This window comes from Phenylobacterium ferrooxidans, assembly GCF_042714595.1.
Taxonomy (GTDB): Bacteria; Pseudomonadota; Alphaproteobacteria; order Caulobacterales; family Caulobacteraceae; genus Phenylobacterium; species Phenylobacterium ferrooxidans.
Genome location: NZ_JAOTJD010000051.1, coordinates 1 through 26,883, shown reverse-complemented (window position 1 = coordinate 26,883; position 26,883 = coordinate 1). Strand labels below are relative to the sequence as shown.

Sequence of the window (26,883 nt, the reverse complement as noted above, 5' to 3'; positions counted from 1 at the left end):
GACCCTCTCCCAATCCCGATCAAGGGCCCCGCGCCCGCCGAGGCCCAGCCGGTCGATCCCGCCGCGGGCCTGCAGATCTACCAGTCCACCGAGGGCGGCGACGCCCCGACCGCGCCCAACTTCACCCCCCCGCCGGAACAGCCTGTCGCTCGCCAGCCGGCCCCGGCCGTCGTCGTGACGCCGGCCGCCAAGCCCGCGCCGATCCCGCCACAGGTGGTGGCCAAGCCGCAGCAGACCGGACCGGTCGCCGCCCTGCCGATCACCCCTGACCCCAAGCCGGTTCCGGCCCTGAAGCCCAGCGTGCCGGCCCCGGCTGTCGGGGGCGCGGCCTCGGTGCAGATCGGCGCCTTCTCCTCCTCGGCCCTGGCCGACAAGGGCTGGAGCGACGCGGCCCGCATCGCGCCGGGCGCGACGGCGGGCAAGGGCAAGCGCGTCGAGGCCATCCAGAAGGACGGCGCCACCCTCTACCGGACCGCGGTGACGGGCTTCGCCAGCCGCGCCGACGCCACGGCCTTCTGCGATCAGCTCAAGGCCGCCGGCAAGAGCTGCTTCGTGAAGTGAGCACCAGCGCCTCCATCCTCGGCTGCGCGGGCCTGACCCTCTCCGGGGAGGAGCAGGCCTTCTTCCGCGACGTGCGCCCCTGGGGGTTCATCCTCTTCAAGCGCAACGTGGAAAGCCCTGACCAGGTGCGGGCGTTGACGGAGGCCTTGCGGGCCTGCGTGGAAAGGCCCGACGCGCCGATCCTGATCGACCAGGAGGGCGGCCGGGTCGCCCGCCTGGGGCCGCCGCACTGGCGGCGCTATCCGCCCGGCCGCGCCTATGGCGACCTGCCGGCCAACGACCCGCTGCTGCGGCGAGAGATCACCCGCCTGGGAGGCCGGCTGCTGGCCCATGACCTCTCGGCCCTGGGCATCAATGTCGACTGCGTCCCGGTGCTGGACGTGCCCGCCGAGGGCGCCCACGACATCATCGGCGACCGCGCCTACGCCAAGACCCCCCAGGGCGTGGCCCAGCTGGGGCGAGCGGCCTGCGAGGGCCTGATCGCGGGCGGGGTCCTGCCGGTGATCAAGCACATCCCGGGCCACGGCCGCGCCATGGCTGACAGCCACCACGACCTGCCGGTGGTGGAGGCCAGCTACGAGGACCTCGACGCGCGCGACTTCGCCCCCTTCCGGGTGCTGTCGGACATGCCGATGGCGATGAGCGCCCACGTCGTCTACACCGCCGTCGATCCGCGCGGCCCTGCCACCACCTCCAAGCGGGTCATCAGCACCGTGGTTCGCAAAGCCATCGGCTTCGACGGCCTGCTGATGACCGACGACCTGTCCATGAAGGCGCTGGGCGGCGATTTCACATCCCGCGCCAAGACCGCCCTGTCGGCCGGCTGTGACGTGGTCCTCCACTGCAACGGCGACATGGCCGAGATGAAGGCGGTGATCGCCGGAACCCGCGAGCTCTCCGGGCGCGCCGCCCAGCGCGCCCGCACGGCCCTGGGCCGCATCGCCCGTGTCCCCGAGCCCTTCGACGCCGAGGAGGGGCGCGCCCGATTCGACGCGGCCTTCGAGGGACGCTGGTCTTGAGCAACACCTTCCAGCCCAATCTGGACTTCGAGGCGGCCACCACCGCGGCTGAGGATGGTGAGGCCCTGATCATCGACCTGGACGGCTACGAGGGTCCGCTGCACGTGCTGCTGGCCCTGGCGCGCAGCCAGAAGGTCGACCTGATGAAGCTGTCGATCACCAAGCTGGCCGACCAGTACCTGGCCTTCGTCCAGCAGGCCCGGCGGATCCGTTTTTCCCTCGCCGCCGACTATCTGGTGATGGCCGCCTGGCTGACCTACCTGAAGTCCCGCCTGCTGCTGCCCAAGCCCGAGCGGCCCAAGGCCGAGGAGCCGCCGGCCGAGGAGATGGCCGCGCAGCTGGCCTTCCGCCTGGCCAAGCTGGACGCCATGCGCAAGTCCGCCGACGCCCTGCGCGAGGGCCCGCAGCTGGGCCGCGAGGTCTTCCTGCGCGGTGACCCGCAGGCCATCCAGATCATCCCGTCCAACCGCCTCGAAGGTGATCTCTACGGCCTGATGAGCGCCTACATCGCCCAGCGGAAGAAGGAGCAGGGCCGCCACTACACCCCGCGCACGCCCCAGGCCTATCCCCTGGAGGAGGCCCGCGACCGTCTGCGCGAGATGCTGCCCGACCTGTCGCGCTGGACCTCTCTGCAGGGCATCGCGCCCCTGCGACCCAGCGCCGAGACGGGGCCGAGCCGCGCCTCCTATGTGGCGTCCACCCTCTCGGCCAGCCTGGAGCTGGTGAAGGAAGGGGCCATGGAGGCCCGCCAGCTCGAGGCCTTCGCCGACATCTTCCTGCGCGCCCGTCGCGGAGCCGCCATATGACCGAGCCCGCCGAGCGTCAGGTCGAGGCCCTGCTGTTCGCCGCCGCCGGGCCCCTCAGCCTGGACGACATCGCCAAGCGCCTTCCGGCCAATTCCGATGTCGAGGCGGCCATCGCGGCCCTGCAGGCGACCTACACGGGCCGGGGCGTGGAGCTGGTCTGCGTCGCTGACCGCTGGCGGTTCCAGACGGCCGCCGATCTCGCCTTTCTGATGACCGAGGAGCGCGAAGAGCCCCGGCGCCTCTCCAAGGCCGCCCAGGAGACCCTGGCGATCATCGCCTACCACCAGCCGGTCACCCGCGCGGAGATCGAATCCGTGCGCGGCGTCCAGGCCAGCCGGGGCACCCTCGACGTGCTGCTGGAGCTCGGGCTGGTACGCATGCGCGGTCGCCGCCGGACGCCGGGCCGGCCGGTCACCTACGGCACCACCGACGCCTTCCTGGAGCACTACGGCCTGGCGGCCCTGGCCGACCTGCCGGGCATGTCCGAGATGAAGGCCGCGGGCCTGCTGAGCCTGGACCTGCCGGCTGACTTCGCCATCCCCAACCCGGGTGGTGGAGCCGATCTGGAGGAGGACCCGCTGGAGGACGACGCGGCGCCTGAATTCCACACAGACTTCCTCGGAGAAGACGAGACTCCCTAGTTCTTTCGCCGCGAGGCAGGGGAGGGATGGAAGGCGTCTGTGCGACGGACTATATTGGATTTGAGCAACGGGCGGGCGCGCGGCCGGTTGGGCCGCCGACGTGAAGGAGTTTTGTCGCCATGGGCGCAATGAGTTGGGTTCACTGGGTCATCGTTCTGGCCGTCGTCGCGCTGCTGTTCGGCGGCCGTGGCAAGCTGTCCTCGATCATGGGCGACGCCGCCAAGGGCATCCGCGCCTTCAAGGACGGGCTGAAGGGCGAGGACGAGGTTGTGGCCGAGACGACCAAGCCGCTGCCGCGCGAAAAAGACGAAGCCCGCAGCTAATCGGCTGCCGTTCCCGGAAATCCACCCACGCCGGTCCTGATCGGCGTGGGTTTTGATCGTTTAGGCGTGGGCTATGCTTCCTGAAGTCGGCGGGATGGAACTGCTGGTCATCGCGGCGGTCGCTTTGATCGTGGTGGGGCCGAAGGATCTGCCCATGCTCCTGCGCAAGCTGGGGCAGTTCGTGGCGCGCCTGCGAGGCATGGCCGACGACTTCCGCGCCAGCTTCGACGAGATGGCCCGCCAGTCCGAACTCGACGACCTGCGCAAGGAGGTCGAGGCCATGCGCAAGGGTCAGGCCGCCGACCACGCGGCCGCCGAGGCCGCCAATGTCGAGATCAATCAGGTGTTTAACGAAATCGGCGACAGCCTGCAGGGCGCCGGCATCCAGTTCCACCCGCCGATGAGCCACCAGTACGCCGACCCCGAAGCCATCGAGGCGCCGGCCCCCGCCCAGGTCCCTGCGGCCAAGCCCAAGGCGCCGCGCGCGCCCAAGGCGGCCGCCAAGACCGCCGCTAGCGCTGTGGCCAAGCCGAAACCCAAGCCCAAGCCGAAGGCCGCCACCGTGAAAGTGGCGACCGCCAAGCCGCCGAAGAAGGCGCCCGCCGCCCGGCCAGCCAAGGGGACGGTCTCTTGAGCGATGTGGACGACGAGATCGAGGCCTCCCGCGCGCCGCTGCTGGAGCATCTGGTCGAGCTTCGCTCCCGGCTGATCATCTGCGTCGCGGCCCTGGCCATCGGCTTTGGGATCTGCTTCGGCTTCGCCACCCAGATCTATATCGTCCTGCTGCATCCCTTCGAGGTCGCCGCCCAGCTGATGGCGGCCCAGAAGGCCAGCGGCGGTGAGAGCGGTCCCTTCGACCTGCTGCTGGCCCTGATCGGCCTCAAGGAAGTCCCCAGCGTCGCCGGCGCGGGCCTCAAGTTCGTCTTCACCGCCCCGCTGGAATTCTTCTTCACCAAGCTGAAGCTGGCCGGCTTCGGCGCCGTGATCCTGACCTTCCCGGTCCTGGCCTGGCAGATCTACGGCTTTGTGGCGCCAGGGCTCTACAAAAAGGAGCGGCACGCCTTCCTGCCCTTCCTGGTGGCTGCGCCGGCCCTGTTCAGCTTGGGCGCGGCCCTGGTCTATTACATGATCCTGCCCTTCGTCCTCTGGTTCTCCCTGTCCCAGCAGATCACCGGCGCCGGCGCGATCTCGGTGGAGCTGTTGCCCAAGGTCTCCGACTACCTGACCCTGGTGACCACCCTGCTGCTGGCCTTCGGGCTGTGCTTCCAGTTGCCGGTGGTCCTGACCCTGCTGGGGATGGCGGGCATTGTGAACTCGACGATGCTGCGCGTCGGGCGCCGCTACGCCATCGTCGGCATCTTTGTTGTCGCGGCCATCGTCACCCCGCCCGATCCCATCAGCCAGACCATGCTGGCCGCCCCCATCATCCTGCTCTACGAAATCTCGATCTGGTGCGTGGCGGCCATCGACCGCCGCCGCAAGCGCGAGGACGAGAGCACGGGGCTCGTGCCGGTCTAGGGCTTGGCCCGGGGGGCGGCGCGCTCTAGAGAAAGCCGCTTACCTCACGGCGGACCCCATGCACGACATTCGAGCCATTCGCGAAACCCCTGAGCTTTACGAGAAAGCCTGGGCTGCGAAGGGACGTTCCGGGGCCGCGGCCCAGGCGATCGAGCTCGACGGCAAGGTGCGCGCGGCCAAGACCGCCGCCGAGACCGCCCAGGCCAAGCGCAATGAACTCTCCAAGCTGATCGGCCAGGCCAAGGCCCAGAAGAACGAGGCCGAGGCCCAGCGCCTGTTGGCCGAGGTGGAGAGCCTGAAGGGCGCCGGGGCTGCTCAGGCCGAGGCTGAGAAGGCCGCCAGCGGAGAGCTGTTCGACCTGCTGGCCTCGCTTCCGAACCTCCCCATGGCCGACGTGCCGGCAGGCGAGGACGAGAATGACAATGTCGAGCTGCGCCGCTGGGGCGAGCCGAACCACATCTCATCGCCCAAGGATCACGTGGACCTGGGCGGGGCCCTCGGCCTGATGGACTTCGAGGTCGCGTCGAAGATGAGCGGGGCGCGGTTCGTCGTGTTGAAGGGCCAGCTGGCGCGGCTGGAACGCGCGCTGGGCCAGTTCATGCTGGACGTCCAGACCCAGGAGCACGGCTATACCGAGGTGTCCCCGCCGCTGCTGGTGCGCGACGAGGCGGTGTTCGGCACCAACCAGTTGCCCAAGTTCGCCGAGGACCTGTTCCACACCACCGACGGCCGCTGGCTGATCCCCACCGCCGAGGTGTCGCTCACGAACCTGGTGCGCGAGCAGATCACCCCGGAGGAGGAGCTGCCGCTGCGGCTCACCGCCCTGACGCCCTGCTTCCGCTCGGAGGCCGGCGCCTCGGGCCGTGACACCCGCGGCATGATCCGCCAGCACCAGTTCTACAAGGTCGAGATGGTGTCGATCACCACCCCCGATCAGTCCGCCGACGAGCACGAACGCATGATCGGCTGCGGCGAGGCGATCCTGAAGGCCCTGAACCTGCCCTTCCGCTCGATGCTGCTGTGCGCCGGCGACATGGGCTTCGGCGCCCGCAAGAGCGTCGACCTGGAGGTCTGGATCCCCTCGGAGGGCCGCTATCGCGAGATCAGCTCGATCTCCAACTGCGGCGACTTCCAGGCTCGTCGCATGGATGCCCGCACCAAGGCGGCCGGCGAGAAGGGGACGCGTTTCGTCCACACTCTCAACGGTTCGGGCCTGGCCGTGGGCCGCACCCTGGTGGCGGTGATGGAGAACTATCAGGACGAGAACGGCCGCATCGCCATTCCCCAGGCCCTGCATCCCTACCTGCCGGGCCTCACCCATATCGGCGGTGAGGCGTGAGGATTCTGCTGACCAATGACGACGGCATCCATGCCGAAGGCCTGGTCGCCCTGGAAAACATCGCCAGGGTTCTTACCGACGACATCTGGATCTGCGCGCCGGAATACGAGCAGTCGGGCGCGAGCCGGGCGCTCACCCTGTCCGATCCCGTCCGGGTGCGGAAGCTGGACCCCCGCCGCTTCGCCACCTCGGGCACACCCACCGACTGCGTGATGCTGGCGATCTCCGAACTGATCGAGGGCGCCAAGCCCGACCTCGTGCTGTCGGGGGTCAATCGCGGGGCCAACCTGGCCGAGGACGTGACCCTTTCGGGCACTGTGGCCGGGGCCATCGAGGGCATGGCCATGGGCATTCCCTCCATCGCGCTCTCCCAGACCGGCTGGCCGACGGGCAATGACGACATCTTCGCGCCCGCCGAGCGGTTCGCGTCGGGCATCATCCGCAAACTGGTTGAGACCGGGTGGCCCAAGGACGTGATCATCAACGTCAACTTCCCCTCCCGGCCCGTGGAGCAGATCACCGAGGTCGAGGTCACCCGCCAGACCTTCCGCGACGTGAATGTTCGCCACGCCGAGAAACGCACCGATCTGCGGAACCGCGAGTACTACTGGATGGGTTTCCGGCAGGAACTGTCCTCGCCCGCCGCCGGGACGGACCTGAAGGCGATTTACGATGGAAAGATTTCAGTCACGCCCTTGCACATCGACCTGACTCACCTTGAGACCGTCTATCGGCTCAAGGGCGTGCTCGGCGGCGTGCCGCCCAAGGCGTAGGTGACAGGACCGATGGCCAAACCGGAGAAGGACTCGCCCGAAACGCGGCTGGCGCGCCTGATCCTGAATCTGCGTTCGCAGGGGGTCAGCGACGCCGGCGTGCTCAACGCCATCGAGACGACGCCGCGCGACCTGTTCACACCCGACCTGTTCCAGGAACGCGCCTGGGAGGATTCGGCCCTGCCGATCGCCTGCGGCCAGACCATCAGCCAGCCCTTCATCGTGGGTCTCATGACCCAGGCGCTGGGGGTGGAGAAACGCGACCGGGTGCTCGAGATCGGCACCGGATCCGGCTACCAGACCACCGTGCTCTCCAAGCTCTCGCGACTGGTGTACACGGTGGAGCGCTACCGGACGCTGATGGGGGAGGCCGAGGCCCGCTTCAAGCAACTTGGTCTCACCAATGTGATCACCCGGTTCGGCGACGGCGGCCTGGGCTGGCCCGAGCAGGCGCCTTTCGACCGCATTCTGGTCACAGCAGCGGCGCCGGATGAGCCCAAGGCTTTGCTTTCGCAGTTGAAACCAACGGGGGTGTTGGTGGCGCCAATCGGCAAGGGGCCTGTCCAGAGCCTGAAACGCTACACCGGCGACGGCAAGGGCGGCTTTGTGGTGGAGGCTCTGACCGACGTCCGGTTCGTGCCCCTGCTGGACGGCGTAGCCAGAGAGCTTTAGCCGTCCACAACCTTACGAGTTTGTGGGTTGGCGATGGCGGGCTCCTTAACCCATCATTAACCCCGACGCCTCGACTGATTCCGAACCCATAGAGCGGAGCGGCGATGACGCTTTCTTATTCCCGAACGGCCCTGATCCTGTTGGCGGCGACGTCCCTCAGCGCCTGCACGACCTATGCGCCGTTTGGCGAGGACGCCCAGGTGGCGCGGCCGAACTATCCGACGCGCCTGCCCCCGCCGGACACCCAGACCTTGCCGCCGGCCCAGAGCGGGCCGGATCAGGCGCCGGCGCCACAGGCGGGTCCCGCGACCAGCCCCGTGCAGAGCCGACCGCTCGACCCTGTGCCCAACGGACCGGCCTATGTGACTCCGTCGACGCCGCCCTACACCCCGCCGCCGCCGCCCTATCAGCCGCCGTATCAGCCGCCGCCGGTGGTGATGCAGACCATCACCAAGCAGACGGTGACCGGCAAGGTGGTGGACGCCGCCGGGCCGCCGAAGAGCCATACCGTCAAGAGCGGTGACAATCTTGACGCCATCGCACGCGCCATGGGCACGACGCGCAAGCAACTGGCCGAAGACAACGACCTGAAGGAACCCTATGTCCTGAGGCCCGGCAAGGTGCTGAAGGGCCCCTCAAGCGACGCCAAGGCCTATGTGGTGGGCTCCGGTGACACCCTCTACGCCATCGCCCGACGCTTCTCGGTCACGGGTCAAGCCCTGGCCGACGCCAACGACATGGGCCTCGACGATCCGCTCACCACCGGCAGGAAGCTGATCTTGCCCGACGGCTTCAAGGACAAGGGTCCGACGACGGTCACCACCCGCGTCCAGGTTCCGGGGACCGGCCTGCAGACGCCTGCGCCCGCGCCGTTCCAGCCGCAGGCTCCCGCGCAGCAAACCCCGACCTACACCCCGCCTCCGGCCGTCCAGCCAGAGCCCGGGCCGCCGCGTACCACGACGACGAGCAGCACCAAGACCTCGGTCACCGGCAAGCTGGTGGACGTGGCCGGTCCGCCGCAAATCTACACCGTCAAGAACGGTCAGGCCCTGGACGCCATCGCGCGCGCCATGGACACCACCCGCAAACAGCTCGCCGACGACAACAAGCTCAAGGAACCCTACATCCTTCACGCCGGTGACAAGCTGAAGGGTCCCAGGACCACGGTGAAGGCCTATGTGGCGGGGTCCGGCGACACCCTCGCCCTGATCGCCCGACGCTTCAGTGTGACCCCCAAGGCGCTGGCCGCGGCCAATGACATGAAGGTGGGCGACGCCATCAGGTCGGGGCGCAAGATCACCCTGCCGGACGGCTACAAGGACAAGGGCCCGATCAAGGAAACCGTCCGCACGACGGTGACTTTGCCGCCCGAACCGCGCCGTGATCCAACCCCGGCCGCCCCGCCGCCGAGCCGGCCTTACACGCCGCCGCCCGCGCAGCCGGTGACGCCGCCCTCGACCAGCAACTACAGCCGGCCGACGCCGCCCACGCCCAGCCGGCCGACGCCGCCACCCGCCTCGAGCTCTGGTCCGCTGTCCGACAGCCAGATCACCGCCCAGGGCCGGGGCCGGTTCAACTGGCCGCTGCGCGGCGACATCATTTCCGACTTCGGTCCAAAGGGGACGGGCCAGCGCAATGATGGCCTCAATATCCGCGCCAACGCCGGGGAAGCCGTGCGCGCCGCCGCTGGCGGGGATGTGGTCTATGCCGGCGACCAGGTGCCCGGGTTCGGCAACCTGGTGCTGATCAAGCACCCCGATGGCTGGGTCACGGCCTATGGCCACCTCGCCCGGCTGGACGTGAAGATGCAGCAGAAGGTGGTCCAGGGTCAGCAGATCGGCCAGGCTGGAACCAGCGGCGGGGTTTCCGAACCCCAGCTGCACTTTGAGGTACGCTTCGCCTCAGCGCCCAGCGAGCGGGCCCGCCCGATCGATCCCAAGCTGGTGCTGGGACGGTGATCCACCTCCTCTCGCCGGTCAGGGGAGAGGGGAGGGACGCGGCTACATCGGCAGGGTCTTGCCGAGTTCCCCCGCCAGGTCCCGGATGAACTGCCACGCCACACGGCCCGAACGACCGCCGCGCAGCTGCGCCCACTGCAGGGCGCGGCGTTCCAGGTCGGCGACGACCAGGCCGTAGGACCGCGCGTAGCTGGTCACCGCCTCGAGATAGGTCGCCTGGTCCATTGGCGGGAAGCCGATCCAGAGGCCGAAACGATCGGAGACGCTGACCTCCTCCTCGGCGTCCTCGGCCGTGGCGATCAGGCCGCGTTCCTCCCCGTGGGTTCGGGGCATCAGATGGCGGCGGTTGGAGGTGGCGACAAACAGCACATTGGCGGGCGGTCCAGAGACCCCGCCCTCAAGGGCCGACTTCAGCGCCTTGGCCGCCGCGGCGCCCTCCTCGAAGGACAGGTCATCGCAGAGCACCAGGAACCGCTCCGGGCGTTCGCGCAGGGTGTCGAACAAGCCGGGCAGGGCGGTGACTTCGTCGCGGTCCACCTCCACCAGCTTGAGGTCAGGGGTGTTGCTTGCCACGGCCATGAAGGCCGCCTTGGTCATCGAACTCTTCCCGGTCCCGCGCACGCCCCACAGCAGGACGTGGTTGGCGGGCAGACCCCGGGTGAACCGCTCCAGGTTCTCCACGAAGCGCGCCTTCTGCTGGTCGACCCCGATCAGGGCCTCCAGGGGCAGGGCGTAGTCGGGGGCCGGATGGAAGGCGTGGGTGGCCGGATCATGCCGGAACAGCCGCGCGCCTTCAAAGACCGGCGGGACGCGGGCGGGGGGCGCCAGGCGCTCCAGGGCGTTGGCGATACGTTCGAGAACGGGTTTCAGGTCTGAATCCATGGCGTTGGTGCTTAGCGGGCCTGCCGTTCCATTGCAAAACCGAGGGCGAACGCATAGCTTCCGCCGACTTGAAAACGGGCGGCTTTTCGCCGGCCCGACGACGAACTTCGGAGAGACCATGTTCGCCACCCCCGCCTTCGCTCAGACCGCAGGCGCCGCCGCCGGCGGCGGACCGACGGAAATGCTGATGCAGTTCCTGCCCCTCATCGGCCTGGTCGTGCTGTTTTACTTCCTGATGATCCGCCCGCAGCAGCAACGGATGAAGGCTCACCAGGCGATGATCGCCGCCGTGAAGCGCAACGACACGGTGGTGCTGAATTCCGGCGTCATCGGCAAGGTCGTGCGCGTCGAGGACAAGGAAGTCGGCGTTGAGATCGCCCAGGGCGTCAACGTCAAGGTCGTCAAGACGATGATCTCCGACGTCCGGGCCAAGGGCGAACCCGCCCCGGCCAACGACTCCAAGGCCTGAGAACCCCGTAAATGATCGCTCCGTCGCGCTGGAGGACGATCGCCGTCCTGTTGTCGGTGATCTTCGGCCTCCTGTTCAGCCTGCCGAACGTGCTTCCTCAGAAGACGCTCGACAGCCTGCCGGGCTTTGTTCCGAAACAGAGGCTGAACCTCGGGCTCGACCTGCAGGGCGGCTCCTACCTCCTGCTGGAGGTCGACACCAACGCTCTGCGCGTGGAGAAGTTGACCAACCTGGTGGAGGACGTCCGCACCACCCTGCGCGAGGAGAAGATCGACTTCACCGACCTCGGCCAGGTCGGTGGAGCGGTCTCGGTGCGGATCACCGATCCGGCGCAACTGACCGCGGCCACCAACCTGCTGCGCAGGAGCGTGGGCGCGCCCCTGGCGGGCTCGACCACCGGCCGCGATGTCACCATCAACACCTCGGACGACCAGCGCATCGGCCTGGTCTTCTCCGAACAGGCCCTGGTGGCGGAGTCCGGCAAGGCGGTGGAGCAATCCATCGAGATTATCCGCCGACGCATCGATGAACTGGGCACCAAGGAGCCCGACATTCGCCGTCAGGGGATCGACCGCATCGTCGTCCAGGCGCCGGGCGAGAGCGATCCCGAAAAGCTGAAGGACATCATCGGCCAAACCGCCAAGCTCACCTTCCAGATGGTGGACGACAGCGTCACCCCTGAGGAAGCCGCCGCGGGCCGCATCCCGCCCGGCTCTCAGGTGCTGCCCAGCGAAGAAGGCGGCGCCCTGCTGGTGAAGAAGCGCGCCCTGGTCACCGGCGAGATGCTCACCGACGCCAGTCAGGCTTTCGACTCCCAGACCGGGGAGGCGATCGTCAACTTCCGCTTCAACGGCCAAGGCGCGCGCCGGTTCGGCGACGCCACGGCCCAGAACCTCGGCAAGCGATTCGCCATCGTGCTGGACAACCGGGTCATCTCCGCCCCGGTGATCCAGAGCGCCATCACCGGCGGCTCTGGCCAGATCAGCGGGAACTTCACACCTGAGAGCGCCAACAACCTGGCTATCCTGCTGAGGGCCGGCGCCCTGCCGGCGCCCCTCAGCGTCGAGCAGCAACAGACCGTCGGCGCCGAACTCGGGGCCGACGCCGTCCAGGCCGGCAAGATCTCCACGGCCGTCGGCTTCATGGCGATCCTGGTCTTCATGCTGCTGTCCTACGGGTTCCTGTTCGGCGGGATTTCCGTGATCGCCCTGTTGGTCAACGGCCTGCTCATTGTCGCCACCCTGTCGGTCACCCAGGCAACCCTTACCCTGCCCGGCATCGCGGGCCTGATCCTCACCCTGGCCGTGGCCGTTGACGCCAATGTGCTGATCTACGAGCGCATGCGCGACGAATTCAGGGCGGGGCGTCCGGTGCTGTCGGCCATGGACGCGGGCTTCTCGCGCGCCATGACCACGATCATCGACGCCAACGTGACGACGATCCTGGCGGCCCTGATCATGTTCCAGTTCGGGTCCGGCCCGGTGCGGGGCTTCGCCTGGACCCTGTCCATCGGCGTCCTGACGTCCGTCTTCTCGGCGGTCGTTGTGACCCAGTTCCTGCTGTCGATCTGGTTCCGCAGGGTCCGCCCCAAGACCCTGCCGATCGTTTAGGGAGACGCCGACATGTCCAAGTACTGGCCTCTCATCAAGGTGCTGCCGATCAAGACGAACTTCCGGTTCGTCGCCTTTTCCCGCCTCGCCGCCATCGTCTCGGCGGTCGCAGTGGTGGTCTCGCTAGGCTTCACCCTGTTCCCCTTCCAGCCCCCCTGCGGCGGCCTGTCCTGCGGGATCGACTTCAAGGGCGGAACCTTGCTGGAAATCTCCACCGCCCCGAAGGCTGTGGATCTGAGCCTGGCCCGCAAGACCCTGGACGCGCAGAATATCGGCGACGTTCAGGTTCAGGCCTTCGGTGAGCCGACCACGGCCATGATCCGCTTCCAGACACCTGAAGGCGTAGCGCCCGCAGTGGCGGTGGACAAGGTCAAGGCCGCCCTGGTGCAGGCGCTCGGACCTGTGACCTTCCAGCGTGCGGACGTCGTGGGACCCAAGGTCTCGGGCGAGCTGTTCCAGAGCGGGATCCTCGCCCTGGGCCTCGCGATCGGCCTGATGCTGCTCTACATCTGGTTCCGGTTCGAACTTCAGTTCGGCGTGGGCGCGGTCGTGGGTCTGTTCCACGACGTCATCCTGACCTTTGGTTTGATCGCGATCTTCAAGCTGGAGTTCAGCCTCACCACCATCGCCGCCATCCTGACCATCATCGGCTATTCGATGAACGACACCGTGGTGGTGTTCGACCGTCTTCGGGAGAACCTGCGCAAGTACAAGTCGATGCCGCTGGGCGAGGTGATCGACCTGTCGATCAACGAGACGCTGTCGCGGACGGTGATCACCGGCCTTACCGCTGTCCTGGCCCTCGGCGGCCTGGCGATCTTCGGTGGCCCGACCCTGCTGGCCTTCTCCCTGATCATGATCTTCGGGATCATCATCGGCACCTATTCCTCGATCTATGTCGCGGCGCCGGTGATCCTGCTCTGGGGCGTCAAGCGCGGCGACGAGCCAGCCGAGCCCCTGAAGCCGGCCAACGCGAGGCCCTGAGGCCGTGGCCCGCGACGCCCCCTCCATCGACGCCTATGGCGACGGCGGGTTCCGGCTGTCGGGGGTGCGCCACGAGGGCTCGGTGCTGATCGTCCAGGATCAGGCTCAGGTTTGGCAGGTGTCAGGCCTCGCCGATCTCACGCCCGAGAGCCTGTCGGGCGTAATTGAGGCCGGGGCGCGGGACGTGGAGTTCCTGCTGCTGGGCATGGGGGTCGCCAACGCCCTTCCGCCCAGGGCGGTGCGCGAAGCGCTCGCCAAAGCGGGCATCGGCCTGGAATTCATGGACACCCCGACCGCGGCGCGGATGTACAATGTGCTCACCGCCGAAGGTCGCCGGCTGGCCGCCGCCCTGATCGCCATCTAGGTCGGGCCGCTAGCAGCCCCGGTTGAAACCCCGTATAGCTGACGGTCAGGGCAGGAATCGTAGAGGCATACCCATGGCTGGACTACTCGCTAATCTTCGCAACACCGTTCTCGTGAGCTGCGTGCTCGCGCTGATCATAATCGCAGGCTATTTCAGCCACTACGGCTCGGCCGACGCGATCTTCTTCCAGGCGGTGTTCCGCTTCCTGCATGTGCTGTTCGGCATCATGTGGATTGGCCTGCTGTACTACTTCAACTTCGTCCAGATCCCGCAGATGGCCCAGATCCCGGCCGAGCTGAAGCCGGCGGTCTCCAAGTACATCGCCCCGGCGGCGCTGTTCTGGTTCCGTTGGGCGGCGCTCTTCACCTGGGTGGCCGGCGTGATCCTGGCCATGAACCGCGGCTATCTGGTGGAAGCCTTCACCCTGGGCGCCACCGAGGGCTTCGCCAATGTCGGCCACATCTTCATCGGCATGGGCATGTGGCTCGCTACGGTGATGTTCATCAACGTCTGGGCCTTCATCTGGCCCAACCAGAAGATCGCCCTGGGCCTCGTGGAAGCTGACGCCGACGCCAAGGCCAAGGCCGGCCGCACAGCGATGCTGTTCTCGCGGACCAACACCCTGCTGTCGATCCCGATGCTGGTGACCATGACCATGAGCCAGACGCTCTTCGGCTAAGGCCTCGGGTCCATTACAATCGGAAGGCCCGCCCCAACCGGCGGGCCTTTTGCATTTTGCGAACACCATGTCCGAAGACGACGCCCACGATCCGTACGATCTTGACGCCCTGGTGGGCCGCGTCGATCCCGACCGTTGGCTGTCCAGCCGCTTCATTCCGAACCGCGAGACCCGCGCCGACATCATCGCCCTCTACGCCTTCGACCATGAGTTGGCCCGGGCGCCCCGGGTCGCCTCCAATCCGCTGATGGGCGAGATCCGCCTGACCTGGTGGACCGAGGTGCTGGACGAGATTTTCGAGGGGCGCACGGTGCGCAAACATCCGACGGCGCTGGCGCTGGCCGCGGCCATCGGCCGCCACGGCCTGCCGCGTCCCCGTCTGGAGGCGATGATCGATGCCCGCTACCGCGAGCTCAGCGCCGAGCCTATGAAGCTGGGCGAGGCCCTGGAGTGGGCCGACGGCACGGCGGGCGCCGCCTCCGTCCTCGCCGCCTGGATGCTGGACCGCAAGGCCGATGAGGATCAGGCCCTGGCCGGCGGCCGCGCCTGGGCCATCGGGCGGCTGATCGGCACGGCGGGTCTGGCCGGGCCCGATGTCGGGCCGATCCTCGACCGAGCCTTGAAGGACGCGGCTGGCCTGCCGGTGTCGGCCTTCCCGGCCATCGCCCACGCGACCCTGGCCCGCGTTCGCGCCAAGGGCCGAAGGCCCTCGGAGCTGGAAGCCCGGCTGCGTCTGTTCCTGGCCGTCGCGCGCGGCAGGGTCTGAGGCCTATTCGGCGGCGACCCGCGTTTCGCCCGTGACCCAGGTCTCCAGGTCAGCCAACGCCCGCTCGCCCACCGCCAGCTTCTTGCCGCGCGACTTTTCCTTGGCGCCCAGGCGGCGGCCGGTCTCGTCGCGCTTGGCGACGGCCTCGACCGGGGGCAGCAGACCGTAGTTGATGTTCATGGGCTGGAACGAGCCTTTGCCGCCCTCCAGGTGCCCCCCGGTGATGTGACCGACCAGCGCCCCCATGGCCGTGGTGGCGGGCGGCGCCTCGATGGGCGCCCCAAGACGCTCGGCGGCGGCCAGGCGGCCGGCCAGCAGCCCCATGGCCGCGCTCTCCACATAGCCTTCGACGCCGGTCACCTGCCCGGCGAACCTCAGGCGGGGCTGCACCTTCAGGCGAAGCTGGGTGTCCAGCAGCTTGGGACTGTTGAGGAAGGTGTTGCGGTGCAGGCCGCCGAGCCGCGCGAACACAGCCTTCTCCAGGCCCGGAATGGTGCGGAAGATGTCGGTCTGGGCGCCGTGCTTCAGCTTGGTTTGGAAGCCCACCATGTTCCACAGCGTACCCAGCGCATTGTCCTGCCGCAGCTGGACGATGGCGTAGGCCTTTTCCTGGGGATTGTGCTCGTTGGTCAGGCCCACGGGCTTCATGGGGCCGTGGCGCAGGGTCTCGCGACCCCGCTCGGCCATCACCTCGATGGGCAGGCAGCCGTCGAAATAGGGGACGTTCTCCCAGTCCTTGAACTCGCTCTTCGGCCCGGCCAGCAGGGCGTCGATGAAGGCCTCGTACTGGGCCTTGTCCAAGGGGCAGTTGATATAGGCGGCCGCGTCGCCGCCTGGGCCTTCCTTGTCATAGCGCGACTGCCGCCAGGCGACACCCATGTCGATGGAGTCGAAATTGACGATCGGGGCGATGGCGTCGAAGAACGAAAGTTCGCCCTCGCCGGTCAGGGACAGGATGGCGTCGGAGAGAGCCGGAGAGGTGAGGGGGCCGGTGGCCACGATCACGCTGTCCCAATCGGCGGGCGGCAGGCCCGCGACTTCCTCCCGCGCGATGGACACGTTGGGATGGGCCTCCAGGCGGGCGGTGACCGCCTGGGAGAAACCGTCGCGGTCAACGGCCAGGGCGCCGCCGGCCGGCACCTGGTGGGCGTCGCCGCAGGACATGATGATCGAGTCCAGGCGGCGCATCTCGGCGTGCAGCAGGCCCACGGCGTTGGCGGTCCAGTCGTCGGCCCGGAAGGAGTTGGAACAGACCAGCTCCGCCAGGCCGTCGGTATGGTGGGCGTCGGTGCCGCGCACCGGACGCATCTCGTGCAGGACGACCGGCACGCCGGCCTGGGCGATCTGCCAGGCGGCTTCCGAACCGGCCAGGCCGCCGCCGATCACATGGACTGGGTCAATCTTGGTGCTCATGCGTGGCTAAGTAGCAACGATTGCGCCGGATCGCGAGGGAGGCCTTGCGGCGCAAGAGCCGCAACCGCAAAGATCGCAGCCAAAGGGGCGGCCGACTCGTTTGGTGTTCCAGACGGACGGCCAGAGGACAGACATGACCAAGTTTTCGCCGAGCGAGTCGGCGCTGGAAGGCTTCAGGATTACGCGCGAACGGCCAGGAACGATCCTGGCCTGGAGCCTGGTCTACTTCCTCGGCATCATGGTGATCGCCATGATCATGGTCATGGCGCTGGGCCCGGACTTCATCAAGTTCGTGCAGAACGGCGGCCTGGAGTCCGGGGACGCCGGTGCCTACGGCTCGGTGCTGCGCCAGCACCAGTTTGCGTTCCTGGCCATTATCGTCATCTCGATCTTCCTGCTCTCCGTCCTGATGGGCGGGATCTACCGGCTGGCTTTGCGCCCGTCGGAAAAGGGCATCGCCCACCTGAGGCTGGGCGCTGACGAACTGCGGCTGACCGTCGTCAATCTGGCGCTCTTCTCGGTGGGCGTGCTGTTTCTGGTGCTCGCCTTCGGCGCGGCCAGCCTGGGCGGCCCCTTCGGCGTGGTGGTCAGCCTGGGGCTGGCCGGGGCCATGATCTGGGCCGGGGTGCGCCTGCTGCTGGCCACACCGATGACCTTCGCCGAGCATCGCATCGCGATCTTCGACTCCTGGCGGCTCACCAAGGGCCACTTCTGGAGCCTGTTCGGGATGACCATATTGGCCATCATCTTCTACATCATGGTCTGGTTGCTGTTCAGCATCATCAGCTACGCCACCGTGGCCATCGCCGGCGGCAACGCGGCCATCGCCAATCCCAGCAACTTGGCGCCGCTGGCCATCGTGGCTTTCATCGCCACCCTGATGGTGCAACTGTTGCTGCCCATCCTGCAGGTGGTGATGATCTATTCGCCACTGGCCGAGGCCTATCGCGAACTGACGGGTGCTCCGCGGGGCTAGAGCGTGACAGCCTGAAGTGGAAGCCGGTTCAGGCTGTCACGCTCTCACTAAGGATTCTACCCCACGGAGCAATCGCATCAGGCGTTGGCGCTGGGCCGGGCGGTGACCCGGTCGTGCCAGGCTTTCAGGTGCTCGAACTCCGGCTCCATCGGCAGGCCGATCCATTCGGCGAAGTCGACGGTCGAAAGCAGGCAGATGTCGGCCATGGTGTAGGTGTCGCCCACCACGAACTGGTGACCCTCCAGCTCGCGGTCCAGGTACTTCTGCGCGCCCTTGTAGGTTTCGGCGTTGGACTCACCGAAATCCTTGAACTGGGTCAGCAGGGCCGCCGTGCGCGGGTGGGCGTGGCGCCAGTACATGCCCACGGGGGTCATCACGGTGAACTCGACCCGGCGGATCCACTGGTCCACCAGGGCCCGCTCCACCGCCGTCGTGCCGAACATCGGCGGCTCGGGATTGGTCTCTTCCAGATAGCGGCAGATGGCGACGGTTTCAGAGATCGTCGTGCCGTCGTCCAGCTCCAGGGTGGGGAGCTGGCCCAGGGAGTTCTTGGCGCGGAATTCCGGGCTCTTATGCTCGCGCTTCATCATGTTGACCGGGGTCTCGGCCAGGTCGATGCCCTTCTCGGCCAGGAAGATGCGCACGCGGCGGGGATTGGGGGCAGGGTTCGGCGCGCCGTAGAGCTTCATGGGTCGACTCCAATGATCAAAACAATGGAACGACGCTATTTCAAACGAATGTTTGAGGGAAGCCTAAGCGTTGACCAGCTTCTTCACGCGGGCCTTGCGGCGGTCCTCGTGGCGCTTGAGGATTTCAGCGAGGTAGCGGCCGGTCCAGCTCTTGGAGTTGGCGGCGACCTGTTCCGGCGTGCCCTGGGCCACGATCTCGCCGCCGCCGTCGCCGCCCTCGGGCCCGAAGTCCACGATCCAGTCGGCGGTCTTCACGACGTCGAGATTGTGCTCGATCACCACCATGGTGTTGCCCTGGTCAGCCAGCTCGTGGAGCACCTCCAGCAGCTTCTTCACATCCTCGAAGTGCAGGCCGGTGGTGGGTTCGTCGAGGATGTAGAGGGTCTTGCCGGTGGCCTTGCGTGACAGCTCCTTGGACAGCTTCACCCGCTGGGCCTCGCCCCCTGAGAGGGTGGTGGCCGATTGGCCGACCTGGACGTAGCCCAGGCCCACCTTCTTCAGCGTGTCCATCTTGTCGCGCACCGGCGGCACGGCCTTGAAGAAGTCGGCGGCCTCTTCGACGGTCATGTCCAGGACGTCGGAGATCGACTTGCCCTTGAACAGCACCTCCAGAGTTTCGCGGTTGTAGCGCTTGCCGTGGCAGACGTCGCAGGTGACGTAGACGTCGGGCAGGAAGTGCATCTCGATCTTGATCAGCCCGTCGCCCTGGCAGGCCTCGCAGCGGCCGCCCTTGACGTTGAAGCTGAAGCGGCCCGGCCCATAGCCTCGCGCCTTGGACTCGGGGAGCCCCGCGAACCAGTCGCGGATGGGCTGGAAGGCGCCGGTATAGGTGGCGGGGTTGGAGCGCGGCGTGCGGCCGATGGGCGACTGGTCGATGTCGATGACCTTGTCGAACATCTCCAGCCCCTCGATGCGGTCGTGGGGGGCCGGCGCGTCCGAGGCGTTGTGCAGGCGCCGCGCCGCGGCCTTGTAGAGGGTCTCGATGGTGAAGGTGGACTTGCCGCCCCCCGACACCCCGGTGATGCAGGTGAAGGTCCCGGCCGGGATCTCGCCGGTGACATTCTTCAGGTTGTTGCCGGTGGCGCCAATGACGCGCAGCACCTTCTTCTTGGAGATCGGGCGACGGTCCTGGGGAACCTCGATCTCGCGCGCGCCCGACAGGTATTGGCCGGTGATGCTCTTGGGGTTGGCCATCACCTGGGCGGCGGTGCCCTCGGCGATGATCTCGCCGCCGTGGATGCCGGCGGCGGGGCCCATGTCGATGACATAGTCGGCGGTCATGATCGCCTCCTCGTCATGTTCCACCACCAGAACGGAGTTGCCGAGGTCGCGCAGGCCCTTGAGGCTGGTGAGCAGCCGGGTGTTGTCGCGCTGGTGCAGGCCAATGCTGGGCTCGTCCAGTACGTAGAGCACGCCGGTCAGGCCCGAGCCGATCTGGCTGGCCAGGCGGATGCGCTGGCTCTCGCCGCCCGAAAGCGTGCCCGACGCGCGGCTGAGGTTGAGATAGTCCAGCCCGACGTTCACCAGGAAGCGCAGGCGATCATTGATCTCCTTCAGGATCCGGCGCGCGATCTCCATCTGCTTGTCGGTGAGGCTGTTCTCCAGTGCGGTGAACCACTCCTCGGCGTGGCGGATGGACAGGCGTGAAACCTGGCCCACATGCTGGCCCGCGATCTTCACCGCCAGGCTCTCGGGCTTCAGGCGATAGCCTTCGCAGGCCTCGCAGGGCGTCTCCGACTGATAGCGGCCCAGTTCCTCGCGTACCCAGGCGCTGTCGGTTTCCCGCCAGCGGCGCTCCAGGTTCGGCAGCACGCCCTCGAAGGTCTTGTTGACCTCGTACTTCCGGGCGTTGTCGTCATAGACGAACTTGATCTTGTCGGTCCCCGATCCGTAGAGGACCACCTTCCTGGCTTGTTCCGGCAGCTTCCAGAAGGGCTCGTCCATCGAGAAGCCGTAGTGCCGCGAGAGGGCCTGCAAGGTCTGGGTGTAAAGGGGCGAGGGGCCCTTGGACCAGGGCGCGATGGCGCCCTTGTGCAGGGACTTGTCCCTGTCGGGCACGATGGTGTCGGCGTCGAAGGCGAGCTTCATCCCCAGGCCGTCGCAGACCGGGCAGGCGCCGTAGGGATTGTTGAACGAGAACAGTCGCGGTTCGATTTCGCTGATGGTGAAGCCCGAGACCGGACAGGCGAACTTCTCGGAAAACAGCATGCGGCGGGGTTCAGCCTCGCCCTCGGCCTTGTCGGCCCACTCGGCCACGGCGATGCCGTCGGCGAGCTTGAGCGCGGTCTCCAGGCTGTCGGCGTAGCGGCCCTCGAGACCGGCCTTGGTCACGAGCCGGTCCACCACGATGTCGATGTCGTGCTTGAACTTCTTGTCCAGCACCGGGGCGTCCTCGATGGGGAAGAACTCCCCGTCGATCTTCAGCCGCTGGAAGCCGGCCCGCTGCCACTCGGCGATCTCCTTGCGGTACTCGCCCTTGCGGCCGCGGATCACCGGGGCCAGCAGATAGAGGCGCTCGCCCTCGGGCAGGGCCGTCAGCTTGTCGACCATCATGGAGACGGTCTGGCTCTCGATGGGCAGGCCGGTGGCCGGCGAGTAGGGCACGCCGACCCGGGCCCACAGCAGGCGCATGTAGTCGTGAATCTCTGTGACCGTGCCGACCGTGGAGCGCGGATTGCGGCTGGTGGTCTTCTGCTCGATGGAGATGGCCGGCGACAGGCCCTCGATCAGGTCCACGTCGGGCTTGGACATCAGCTCCAGGAACTGGCGGGCATAGGCCGACAGGCTCTCGACATAGCGCCGCTGACCCTCGGCATAGATGGTGTCAAAGGCCAGCGAGCTCTTTCCAGACCCCGACAGCCCGGTGATCACCACCAGCTCGCCGCGAGGAATGTCGACGCTGACGTCTTTCAGATTGTGCTCACGCGCGCCGCGCACGCGGATGAAGTTCAGCTGTTCGGCCATGTTGTCCTGAAACGCTCGTCACCCGCCGAGGGTCTCGACGGGACCGCTTAATGTAGTGAACGGACTCACGGATAACATGGGAACAATCTGGGAACAAACGTCGCAGAGACACCGGTTTCCACGCCGCCGTGAGTGCGCGCGGAGTTTAACGCGTCAGCTGCCAGAATCTGTCAGCAGCGATCACTTGGCCGTGCGGGCGTCAGCGGCGGCCTTGAGGACGCGCAGGGCGTTGCCGCCCCAGACCTTGGCCACGTCGTCCCTGGAATAGCCGGCCGCGATCAGGCGCTCGGTGATCCTGGGATAGTCGGTGACGTCCTCCAGACCCGCGATGCCGCCGCCGCCGTCGAAGTCGCCCGAGACGCCCACATGGTCGATCCCGGCCACCTCGATGGCGTGCAACATGTGCTTCATGAAGTCGTCGAGGTTGGCGCGGGGCATGGGCCACTTGGCGTCGATGGCCTTGCGCCCTTCGAGGAAGGCCTTGCGCTGGGCCGGCGTCATGTCGCGGCCGCTGGCGCCGATGGCCTTCATCAGGTCGGCCATGGCCGCGTCCCGTTCGGGGATCTTCGGCTGAGCCACCATGTAGTTGGAGAAGGCGTTGATCTGGATGACTCCGCCCTTGGCGGCCAGGGCTTTCAGCCGGGTGTCGTCGATGTTGCGCGGGTGGTCGAAGATGGCCTTCAGACCTGAGTGCGACAGGATCAGCGGGGTGGTGGAGAGCGCGATCATCTGGTCCAGGACCTCGTCCGATGCGTGGCTGGCGTCCAGCACAACGCCCAGTCGATTGGCCTCGGCGACGAAGGCTTTTCCCTTGTCGCTCAAGCCGTTCCACTCCTTGCCCTTGGGGTCGGTGGAGGAGTCGCCGAGGTCGTTGTTCATGAAGTGGATGGGCCCCATCATGCGGACCCCCAGGGTGTAGAAGGTCGCCATCAGGGTGAGGTCGGCCTCCACCGGCTGGCTGTTCTCCATGCTGATGAAGACCACCTTCTTGCCCGCCGCGACGATGGGGGCGGCCTCCTCGGCCCGGGTGGCCAGGGCGAACTTTGCGCCGTGCTTGGCCACCATCTGGTGGATCTCCACAGCCCGCAGCAGGGCGGCGTCGCGGGCCTTGGCGTCGCCCTCCGGGGTGCGGGCGCCCTGGGGGGTGAAGATGGCGAAGAAGCCGCCGTCGACCCCGCCCTCCACCATGCGCGGATAGTCCACCTGGCTGCCGTCGGCCTCCACCGAATGGCGGTCCATGATGTCCCAGCCGGGGCGATGGAAGTTGGCCGGGGTGTCGAAGTGGGTGTCCAGCACCATGGCCGCCTTGTGGGCCTCGGCGGCGGGGGTGGCTGAGAGCGCGGGCAGGGCGCAGGAGGCCCACAGGATCGCGAGCGGAACGGTCATACGGTGCAAGGCGGCTCTCCCAACTGAAGGCCCCGAGCCTTCGCCGTTCCGAGGCTCAAGGCAAGGCTCAAGCCGCATCGTGGAAGATGATCCCGAGGGTATGGCGCTGACCGCTGCGCAGGCGGCTGACACCGTGGCGCATGCTCACGCGATAGGCGCCGCGGGTCCCCTGGACCGGGCGGTGGTGGACGGCGAAGACCACGGCGTCGCCCTGCCTCAGGGACACGACCTCGGCGCGGGACTGCATACGAGGCCGTTGTTCTGTCAGGACAAATTCGCCGCCGGTGAAGTCCTGGCCGGGCTCCGACAGCAGGACGGCGACCTGCAGGGGGAAGACGTGCTCGCCGTAGAGGTCCTGGTGCAGGCAGTTGTAGTCGCCGGGGCCGTATTGGAGCAGCAGCGGGGTGGGGCGGACCTGGCCGGCGGCGTGGCAGCGGGCGAGGAATTCCTTGTGCCGCAAGGGGTAGCGCACGTCGATGCCCATGGTCTCGTTCCAGCGGTTGGCGATGTCCACCAGCTGGGGATAGAGGGCCTCGCGCAGGGCCTGGACGGGGTCTGGGAGTGGGTGGCTGAAGTAGCGGTACTCGCCCTGGCCGAAGCCATGGCGGCCCATGACCACCCGGCTGCGGAAGCCCTCTTCGCGGGGGTAGAGGGCGGCCAGGTCGCGGCAGGCGGCCGGGGTCAGGAGGCCGGGGAGGACGGCGCAGCCGTAGCGGTCGAGGTCGGACATGTCGGTGGTCATGGATGGAGGAGTCGGGCCTTTCGCAGGCGCGCTCAAGGGGTCGCGGGGATGCCGGGTCCGGATTGCGCGAGGCCGGGGCGGGGCCTATATCGGGCGCTCAGAAGGAGCCTGACGACCATGCGCATGCCGACGGAACAGAGCCTCGTCCGCAACGCCAACGCCCCCAAGGTCGCCCATGCCCGCCCATCTGACACTCGAGCGTCTTTCGTACGCAACGCCTGACGGCGTAAGCCTTTTCGACAATCTGAACCTCGCCTTCGGGGCCGAACGCACCGGCCTTGTCGGGCGCAACGGCGTGGGCAAGACCACGCTGCTGCGGCTGATCACCGGGGAGCTGACACCGGTGTCAGGTTCCGTGGCCGTTCGCGGCGCGATCGGGGTGCTGCGCCAGGCGATGAGCCCGCCCGAAGGGGCCACGGTCGCCGACCTGCTGGGAGTGCGGGCCGACATTGACCGACAGGTGCGCATCGAGGAGTCGCGCGGTGCCGAGGACGACTTCGCCAACGCCTTGTGGGACTTGGAGTCGCGCATCGAGCAGGCGCTGGCGGCGGTGGGCATGGTTGGCCAACATGTGGACCGCGAGGCCGCCACCCTGAGCGGCGGGGAGGCCACGCGCCTGGCCCTGGCCGGGCTGCTGATCCAGGCGCCCGATCTGATCCTGCTGGACGAACCCACCAACAACCTGGACGCCGAGGCCCGGGCGATGGTGGCGCGCGTGCTGGCCGGCTGGAAGGGCGGCGCCATCGTGATCAGCCACGACCGCGCCCTGCTGCGGGAGATGGACCGCATCGTCGAGCTGTCGGGCCTGGGCGCCAAGGTCTATGGCGGAAACTACGACCTCTATCTGGAGCGCAAGGCCCAGGAGGCGGCGGCCGCCGAGCAGGGGCTGGCCAGCGCCGAGCGCACCGTGGCGAGGGTCGCGCGCGAGGCCCAGGGGGCGCGGGAGAAGAAGGCGCGGCGCGACGCGGCGGGCAAGCGGTTCGCCGCCTCCGGCAGCGCGCCGAAGATCCTGCTGGGGGCCATGGCCGAGCGGGCCGAGACCTCCGGAGCCCGCGAGGGGCGGCTGGCGGAGAAGCTGGCGCAACAGGCCGGGGCCGAGCTGGCGGAGGCGCAGGGGAAGGTGGAGCGGCTGCGGCGGCTGGCCTTCGACTTGCCGCCGTCAGGCCTGGCGGCGGGCAAGGGGGTGCTGGCCTTCGAGGACGTCACGTTCCGCCATCCCGGCGGGCCGGTGCTGGCCTTCGACTTCCGCATGACCGGGCCCGAGCGGGTGGCGGTGACCGGACCGAATGGGGCGGGCAAGACGACCCTGATCCGGCTGGCGACCGGCGCGCTGGCGCCCGTGTCCGGGCGGGTGAGCCTGGGCGTGCGGGCCGCGCTGCTGGACCAGAAGACGGCGATGCTGGGCGACGACGAGACCCTGGTGGCGGCGTTCCGGCGGCTCAATCCGACGGCGAGCGACAATGGCGCGCGCGCCGCCCTGGCGCGGTTCCTGTTCCGCAATGTGGCCGGCGACAAGCGGGTGGGATCGCTCAGCGGCGGCGAGCGGCTGCGGGCGGCGCTGGCCTGCGTGCTGTGCGCGGAGGCTCCGCCGCAGCTGCTGATCCTGGACGAGCCCAGCAATCACCTGGACCTGGACTCGCTGGCGGCGATAGAGGCCGCGCTGCGGGGCTATGACGGGGCGCTCTTGGTGGTGAGCCACGACCGGGATTTCCTGGCGGCGATCGGGGTGGCGCGGGAGATCGTTCTTCATCCTTCTCTCCCTGCTGGAGAAGGTGTCAGCGCAGCTGAAGGATGAGAGGTCGCGCTCCGCTCTCGGAGCAATAACTGCCGTCATCCCGGCCGCAGCGAAGCGGAGAGCCGGGACCCAGGAGCGGTGCGCGAGGCCCCTGGGTCCCGGATCGCCTGTCGGCGTCCGGGATGACGGGATTGGGTTTGCTGGAGAGGTCTATCGACCCCGCAAGGGGAGAAGGAAGCCGCAGGCTTATGCCGCCGCCAGCCGTCCGAAGTAGCGCCACAGCAGCGTGAACCCGGCTGCCACGGCCGGAAGGGCCAGCAGGATGGGGACGCTGAGCGGGGCGCCGAGGGTGATGAGGGCGGCCGCGGTCACGCAGGCCCCCGCGCAGCCGATGTCCCAGCCGCCCTCCGTCACCATGTGGAACCGGAAGGGGCAGGGCGACGCCTTGGCCAGGGTGTAGGCCGCCGCGCCGAGCGGCGGCAGCAGCAGGGGCATGAGCACGGCGCCCAAGGCGTGGGCGATGACGGCCAGCCAGGGGGTGGGCAGGGCGCCTGCGCGCAGGGTCACGATGGCGACGGCCACGGAATAGGCGATCAGCACGGTGCGCCGTCCGCCGCCGCCGTCCACATGGCGGCCGACCCAGAGGCCGAAGCTGGCGCCGACCAGGCCGGCCAGCGCCATGGCCCCGCCATAGGCCGCGATGCTCTCGCCCAGGCTGAGGAAGAGGCCGATCTCCCAGACGAAGAAGTAGCAGGCGTCGAACCAGCCATCGATCACCAGCAGGGCGAAGGCCAGTTTGGCGGCGCGCAGGGCGCCCGGCGCCTGGGCCACGACGCTCATGTTGGGCAGGCCCAGCAGGGGCAGGGCGGCGAGCGCCTGGACCACCGCGATCCCCGCGAAGGCCCAACGCGGCCCGAGCGTCAGCAGGGCCCAGGTCCCCAGCAGGGGCGAGGCGATGCTGAGCACGGCGATGAAGGCCTCCCGCGCCGCGACCTGGTGGCCGCGATGCTCGTCGTCCCCCAGCATGGCGAAATAGGTGTTGTAGGCCAGCCAGTAGGTCAGCTCGGCCACCGCCGTGACCGCCAGCAGGGCGATGAGGGCCAAGTCGATCCCACCGACCTCCGCCAGCAGGGGGAAGCGCAGGGCCAGCATCAGCGTGCCGGCGATCAGCAGGGGCTTGAGCCCGAACCGGATGGCCAGGGGCAGTACAAGGGGACGCAGGACGAAGCGGGCCGTGACGATGGCCGCCTGGGCCAGCAGGGCGTGGGGAACCGAGACGCCGGCCTTCAGCAGGAGGACGAAGAAGAAGATGCTGCCGGCGCCTTGGGCCAGGGCCTGGACGCCGGAGTGCAGGTTGACGCGATTGATCGCGTCATTGCGCAGAAATGCCATGATTTACCGTGGGTCGAGATGTGTGAGTACGGGCCGCGCGGTGTGGCGCGGCGTGTGCGGTGGGGCGTTCAGCCCGCAGTGCAGCCGGTACTCATATCTCGGGGTCTTCCCTTTGGTGGGGGCAAGGTGGCTGAGAGAACGGGGGTTGGCAAGGGGGGGTTCCTTCTCCCCTTGCGGGGTCGAGAGCGGCAGTTCGCCAAATCGTTGGCGAACTGCATAGCC

General features: G+C 68.0%; 26 protein-coding genes. 19 read left to right on the top strand and 7 right to left on the bottom strand.

Features of this window, described 5'->3' with window-relative positions:
* The 11 genes from OCL97_RS20235 to OCL97_RS20185 form a co-directional block, all read left to right on the top strand.
* Nucleotides 1-561 (top strand): SPOR domain-containing protein (locus OCL97_RS20235; RefSeq protein WP_377371531.1); only part of this gene is annotated, 561 nt, incomplete at its 5' end.
* Entirely contained in the window at nucleotides 558-1,580 is a 1,023-nt protein-coding gene (nagZ, locus tag OCL97_RS20230) for a beta-N-acetylhexosaminidase (RefSeq protein WP_377371530.1), read from the top strand. The genes OCL97_RS20235 and nagZ, both read left to right, overlap by 4 nt.
* Nucleotides 1,577-2,386: a segregation and condensation protein A gene (locus tag OCL97_RS20225; RefSeq protein WP_377371529.1), complete on the top strand. Its 810-nt coding sequence runs from the start codon at nucleotides 1,577-1,579 to the stop codon at nucleotides 2,384-2,386. The genes nagZ and OCL97_RS20225 overlap by 4 nt, the downstream gene beginning before the upstream one ends.
* Nucleotides 2,383-3,027 (top strand): SMC-Scp complex subunit ScpB, encoded by a 645-nt coding sequence (scpB, locus tag OCL97_RS20220; RefSeq protein ID WP_305337109.1) that lies wholly within the window; start codon nucleotides 2,383-2,385, stop codon nucleotides 3,025-3,027. The genes OCL97_RS20225 and scpB overlap by 4 nt, the downstream gene beginning before the upstream one ends.
* A 119-nt stretch (nucleotides 3,028-3,146) precedes the next feature.
* Nucleotides 3,147-3,350: a twin-arginine translocase TatA/TatE family subunit gene (gene tatA / locus OCL97_RS20215; protein WP_304779421.1), complete on the top strand. Its 204-nt coding sequence runs from the start codon at nucleotides 3,147-3,149 to the stop codon at nucleotides 3,348-3,350.
* Between the two features lie 73 nt (nucleotides 3,351-3,423).
* On the top strand, nucleotides 3,424-3,984 hold the full coding sequence (gene tatB / locus OCL97_RS20210) for a Sec-independent protein translocase protein TatB (protein WP_304779422.1): 561 nt from the start codon (nucleotides 3,424-3,426) through the stop codon (nucleotides 3,982-3,984).
* On the top strand, nucleotides 3,981-4,868 hold the full coding sequence (gene tatC, locus OCL97_RS20205; protein WP_377371528.1) for a twin-arginine translocase subunit TatC: 888 nt from the start codon (nucleotides 3,981-3,983) through the stop codon (nucleotides 4,866-4,868). The genes tatB and tatC overlap by 4 nt, the downstream gene beginning before the upstream one ends.
* A gap of 58 nt (nucleotides 4,869-4,926) precedes the next feature.
* Entirely contained in the window at nucleotides 4,927-6,207 is a 1,281-nt protein-coding gene (gene serS, locus OCL97_RS20200; protein WP_377371527.1) for a serine--tRNA ligase, read from the top strand.
* On the top strand, nucleotides 6,204-6,980 hold the full coding sequence (surE, locus tag OCL97_RS20195; RefSeq protein WP_305337105.1) for a 5'/3'-nucleotidase SurE: 777 nt from the start codon (nucleotides 6,204-6,206) through the stop codon (nucleotides 6,978-6,980). Before serS ends, surE begins: the two co-directional genes overlap by 4 nt.
* A gap of 12 nt (nucleotides 6,981-6,992) precedes the next feature.
* Entirely contained in the window at nucleotides 6,993-7,652 is a 660-nt protein-coding gene (locus tag OCL97_RS20190) for a protein-L-isoaspartate(D-aspartate) O-methyltransferase (RefSeq protein WP_304779428.1), read from the top strand.
* 104 nt (nucleotides 7,653-7,756) lie between these two features.
* Entirely contained in the window at nucleotides 7,757-9,610 is a 1,854-nt protein-coding gene (locus OCL97_RS20185; protein ID WP_377371526.1) for a LysM peptidoglycan-binding domain-containing protein, read from the top strand.
* A 42-nt stretch (nucleotides 9,611-9,652) separates the two neighbouring features.
* Here the strand turns inward: OCL97_RS20185 and OCL97_RS20180 are convergent, their stop codons facing one another.
* Nucleotides 9,653-10,492, bottom strand: a complete 840-nt coding sequence (locus OCL97_RS20180; protein WP_377371525.1) for an ATP-binding protein — start codon at nucleotides 10,490-10,492, stop codon at nucleotides 9,653-9,655.
* A 118-nt stretch (nucleotides 10,493-10,610) separates the two neighbouring features.
* Between OCL97_RS20180 and yajC the strand changes: the two genes are divergently transcribed.
* The 6 genes from yajC to OCL97_RS20150 all read left to right on the top strand — a co-directional run bounded on the left by yajC (nucleotide 10,611) and on the right by OCL97_RS20150 (nucleotide 15,364).
* Nucleotides 10,611-10,961: a preprotein translocase subunit YajC gene (yajC, locus tag OCL97_RS20175; protein WP_304779438.1), complete on the top strand. Its 351-nt coding sequence runs from the start codon at nucleotides 10,611-10,613 to the stop codon at nucleotides 10,959-10,961.
* An 11-nt stretch (nucleotides 10,962-10,972) separates the two neighbouring features.
* Nucleotides 10,973-12,571 carry a protein translocase subunit SecD gene (gene secD / locus OCL97_RS20170; RefSeq protein ID WP_377371524.1) on the top strand — a complete coding sequence of 533 codons (1,599 nt, stop codon included), beginning with the start codon at nucleotides 10,973-10,975 and terminating at the stop codon, nucleotides 12,569-12,571.
* A gap of 12 nt (nucleotides 12,572-12,583) precedes the next feature.
* A complete protein-coding gene (secF, locus tag OCL97_RS20165; RefSeq protein ID WP_377371523.1) occupies nucleotides 12,584-13,555 on the top strand; it encodes a protein translocase subunit SecF in 972 nt (323 codons plus the stop codon).
* A 4-nt stretch (nucleotides 13,556-13,559) separates the two neighbouring features.
* Nucleotides 13,560-13,919 carry an Mth938-like domain-containing protein gene (locus tag OCL97_RS20160; protein WP_377371522.1) on the top strand — a complete coding sequence of 120 codons (360 nt, stop codon included), beginning with the start codon at nucleotides 13,560-13,562 and terminating at the stop codon, nucleotides 13,917-13,919.
* Nucleotides 13,920-13,992: 73 nt separating this feature from the next.
* Nucleotides 13,993-14,598 (top strand): urate hydroxylase PuuD, encoded by a 606-nt coding sequence (locus tag OCL97_RS20155; RefSeq protein WP_377371521.1) that lies wholly within the window; start codon nucleotides 13,993-13,995, stop codon nucleotides 14,596-14,598.
* Between the two features lie 67 nt (nucleotides 14,599-14,665).
* Complete coding sequence (locus tag OCL97_RS20150) at nucleotides 14,666-15,364, top strand: squalene/phytoene synthase family protein (protein ID WP_377371519.1); 699 nt, start codon at nucleotides 14,666-14,668, stop codon at nucleotides 15,362-15,364.
* Nucleotides 15,365-15,367: 3 nt separating this feature from the next.
* On the opposite strand, the gene trmFO is transcribed toward OCL97_RS20150, so the two are convergent.
* On the bottom strand, nucleotides 15,368-16,777 hold the full coding sequence (trmFO, locus tag OCL97_RS20145; protein WP_377371518.1) for a methylenetetrahydrofolate--tRNA-(uracil(54)-C(5))-methyltransferase (FADH(2)-oxidizing) TrmFO: 1,410 nt from the start codon (nucleotides 16,775-16,777) through the stop codon (nucleotides 15,368-15,370).
* A gap of 133 nt (nucleotides 16,778-16,910) precedes the next feature.
* On the opposite strand from trmFO, the gene OCL97_RS20140 reads away from it, so the two are divergent.
* Entirely contained in the window at nucleotides 16,911-17,753 is an 843-nt protein-coding gene (locus tag OCL97_RS20140; protein ID WP_377371517.1) for a hypothetical protein, read from the top strand.
* A gap of 77 nt (nucleotides 17,754-17,830) precedes the next feature.
* On the opposite strand, the gene OCL97_RS20135 is transcribed toward OCL97_RS20140, so the two are convergent.
* The 4 genes from OCL97_RS20135 to OCL97_RS20120 form a co-directional block, all read right to left on the bottom strand.
* Nucleotides 17,831-18,442 carry a glutathione S-transferase family protein gene (locus tag OCL97_RS20135; protein WP_377371516.1) on the bottom strand — a complete coding sequence of 204 codons (612 nt, stop codon included), beginning with the start codon at nucleotides 18,440-18,442 and terminating at the stop codon, nucleotides 17,831-17,833.
* Between the two features lie 63 nt (nucleotides 18,443-18,505).
* Nucleotides 18,506-21,406 (bottom strand): excinuclease ABC subunit UvrA, encoded by a 2,901-nt coding sequence (uvrA, locus tag OCL97_RS20130; RefSeq protein ID WP_377371515.1) that lies wholly within the window; start codon nucleotides 21,404-21,406, stop codon nucleotides 18,506-18,508.
* Nucleotides 21,407-21,586: 180 nt separating this feature from the next.
* Nucleotides 21,587-22,792, bottom strand: coding sequence for a dipeptidase (locus OCL97_RS20125; protein ID WP_377371532.1), 1,206 nt, complete (start codon nucleotides 22,790-22,792; stop codon nucleotides 21,587-21,589).
* 67 nt (nucleotides 22,793-22,859) lie between these two features.
* On the bottom strand, nucleotides 22,860-23,534 hold the full coding sequence (locus OCL97_RS20120; protein ID WP_377371513.1) for a 2OG-Fe(II) oxygenase: 675 nt from the start codon (nucleotides 23,532-23,534) through the stop codon (nucleotides 22,860-22,862).
* Between the two features lie 175 nt (nucleotides 23,535-23,709).
* Here OCL97_RS20120 and OCL97_RS20115 point away from each other — a divergent pair, with 175 nt between their 5' ends.
* Nucleotides 23,710-25,329 carry an ABC-F family ATP-binding cassette domain-containing protein gene (locus OCL97_RS20115; RefSeq protein WP_377371512.1) on the top strand — a complete coding sequence of 540 codons (1,620 nt, stop codon included), beginning with the start codon at nucleotides 23,710-23,712 and terminating at the stop codon, nucleotides 25,327-25,329.
* A gap of 186 nt (nucleotides 25,330-25,515) precedes the next feature.
* On the opposite strand, the gene OCL97_RS20110 is transcribed toward OCL97_RS20115, so the two are convergent.
* Entirely contained in the window at nucleotides 25,516-26,661 is a 1,146-nt protein-coding gene (locus OCL97_RS20110; RefSeq protein WP_377371511.1) for an MFS transporter, read from the bottom strand.
* Between the last annotated feature and the right edge of the window lie 222 nt (nucleotides 26,662-26,883).